The organism is Microvirga sp. P4_G7 (assembly GCF_056401005.1).
Window position 1 is genome coordinate 1 of sequence record NZ_JBFUKD010000530.1, and the last position, 2,667, is coordinate 2,667.

General features: G+C 58.1%; 2 protein-coding genes. One reads left to right on the plus strand and one right to left on the minus strand.

All coding sequences use genetic code 11. From position 1 onward, the window contains the following. Positions 1–92: 92 nt before the first annotated feature. On the minus strand, positions 93–1,820 hold the full coding sequence (locus tag AC1DT3_RS17455; protein ID WP_477466502.1) for a cadherin repeat domain-containing protein: 1,728 nt from the start codon (positions 1,818–1,820) through the stop codon (positions 93–95). A gap of 209 nt (positions 1,821–2,029) precedes the next feature. Between AC1DT3_RS17455 and AC1DT3_RS17460 the strand changes: the two genes are divergently transcribed. Beyond that, positions 2,030–2,401 (plus strand): hypothetical protein, encoded by a 372-nt coding sequence (locus AC1DT3_RS17460; RefSeq protein WP_477466503.1) that lies wholly within the window; start codon positions 2,030–2,032, stop codon positions 2,399–2,401. Positions 2,402–2,667 lie beyond the last annotated feature (266 nt).

A 2,667-nucleotide genomic window follows, 5' to 3' on the forward strand; every position in this document is an offset into this window, starting at 1 on the left:
GTTCTTGAAGAAGGCTTGAATCAGAACGCCGCTCCTTCAAGAGCGGCGTCCTTTGTTTGCGGCAGGCGCTGTCCGGTCGATTCGCCGAACTCTCAGATGACGTAGAAATCCTTGTACGTCAGCGTCACCTTGTTGATGGTCGCGAACTTGACGGCCGCTTTCGCGCCCGTGCCGTCCTCGTCGTAATAGATCGCGCCCTTGGCCTTGTCGTAGATAATGCGATCGGAGGCGTCGTGGGCCTTCGCTCCCGTCCAGAAAGCGTCCTTCTTCAGGGGGCCGGTCTTCTTGCCGAGCGCTTTGAAGACGGCGTTCTCGAGCTGAATCGTGTCGTCCTTGACGTTGAAATCAGTGATCTTGTCGACGTTCTTGGTGCTTGGCTTCGTGCTGAAGACGAAGAGATCCTTGCCCGCTCCCCCGGTCAAATTATCGTTGCCGAGCTTTCCGTTGAGCGTGTCGTTCCCCGCACCGCCCTTGAGTTTGTCGGCGGCCGATGTGCCGGTCAGTTTGTCGTCGTCCGGCGTGCCCGTCGGTTCCACCACGTCCTTGACCGACACAGTGATGGTCTTCTCGACATAAAGTCCGCCTGAATCCGTGGCGCGCGCGACGATGGTGTGCGAGGCAGATTGCTCGAAGTCGATCTTGGATCCATCAGCAACGACGATTTTCGAGCCCTGAACAGCGAATCGACCGCTCGCATCATCTGTCAAAGAAATGGTGAGCGTGTCTCCTCGGTTGGGATCGGTCGCATCGAGGCTTGCGACGAACGTTCCCGCGTCCGATCCCTCGGACACGGATGCTTCGCCGGCGATCAGGCGTGTCGGCGCGTCATTGGCATGCTCCAGGACAACCGTTTTCTTGGTGATGCGCCCACCGTAGTCCGTGACCGAAATTTCAATGAACCGCGACCCGTGCGGCAGCTCGCTGTCACCCCGGTTCTGATACGTCAGCGCACGTATGACTTCCGTCACGCGCTCAGGAGTTGCCTGACCGTTGAACGAAAAACCGAGCGAGACGCCGTCTGTCCCATAGAGGCGGACTTGGTAAGTGCCGATCTCGACTCCGTCGACAAAGACCGTACTTTCGAAAGTCCCTGCCGAGAAGGTGACGCGGTCGGTCGCCGTGAGGCGCAGCTTGTCCACATTGACGATCTCATCCGGCAGAACCACCGTGAGCGATCGAATTGCCCCACGATCGTCGGACAGAACGGCGTCACCACCTATGTCGAGCCTAAACGAAGCGTTTTTCGAGATGATGATTTTATCGTTGCCGAAATTCTCGATCGTCGCCGCCTCGTTCACCGTCGTTCCAACAGCGTCGGTGATGTTGTCGAAACCCTGATCCAGCAGCGTCTCGCGCTGAGCATCGGTGAGCGTGACGCCGGTCAGCACGACAGAATCGTTGCTCGTGTATCTCGCGTTGATGCTTGCCGCTAACGAATAGCTTTCGGTCGTGACAACCGCATCGTCGTCGTCGATCAGGATGGACCCGAAGTTCGTTACCGTCTTGCCGCTCAGATTGATATCGATACCCTTCAGGAACAACCAATCATCCCAAATTTCTTGGAAAGTTGTCCCGCCACCGTCGATCCTTTCGATCCCGGTCAGTTGAGCGCTCGTAAGGAAAATTCGGTCGCTGGCTTTGGTGCCCTCTATGATCTCGTAGTTCGTCAGAAGCGCGGCTTCATAGAAGTTGAAATACCCTCCGCCCATGAGCTTGAGCGTGTCGCGTCCCCCGCTTCCGTCGAATGTCTGCCCTCGGATCTCATAGTCAAAAACTTGGATGATATCGTCACCCGTGGTCGGCACAATCGTATTGGGCATTAGTATTTTCCAGATCAAAATTTCCTCTTCGTCAATGATAGCCAGTAATGCGCTCGGCGACCTGTTCGARCGACGAGGTATTGGCGCATTGCCGGGCACGATCCCCAGCCGCAAGCTTGCGCTGACCTTGCACGGCGCTCGGCGAACGCCCGTGTCCGTCCTTCGAATCGTCCATCGGAAATGATAGCGTTCCCTTAGGGGAGGCTGGCTTGAAACATCTTGTCGCCGTTGGATTGGGATTTGCAGTCGCGGGCTGCGTGCCCACGACCTATACCTCGCTTGCAATGGGTTGCAGCGAGTCGATCGGGCAGCCGATTTCAGAGCGCATCGCGGCGCTCGGTCCACCGGCGACGGTGATCCGCATCAGCCCGACGCTCGTTGGATACATCTTCAAAGGCAAGGAAACGGCCTTCTTCGGCGGCGAGCGCTATTACACGGTCAATTACATCAGCCGATCCGAAAAGCACCACACGCCGATCTATCCGGTGACCACCACCTGCCGGGGGACGTTCATCGTCAATGCGCCCTCGGACGCGACGCCGATCGCGCAACGCATCATCGTGGACGTGCAGACGTACTGACCAAGCTCCCCATCGATTGGAGCTATGACCCGCGGTAAAAGCTGGCAGCGCCGATCACGCCCAAGCGTCAACGGGCGGCTTGGCGCGCTCGGCGCGGGCGTGATAAAGGCCTGAGCCAGTCGAGACACCAGGGCCCCAGGGGCGGCAAAGGGTTAAACATGAGCACGAGCGAAGCGGCGCAAGGCCATTTGTCAAATAGCTTTTTCTCGGCGAGCCTTGGCGATTCGGACCCCGAGATCGCCCGCGCGATTCACTTGGAGCTGGGG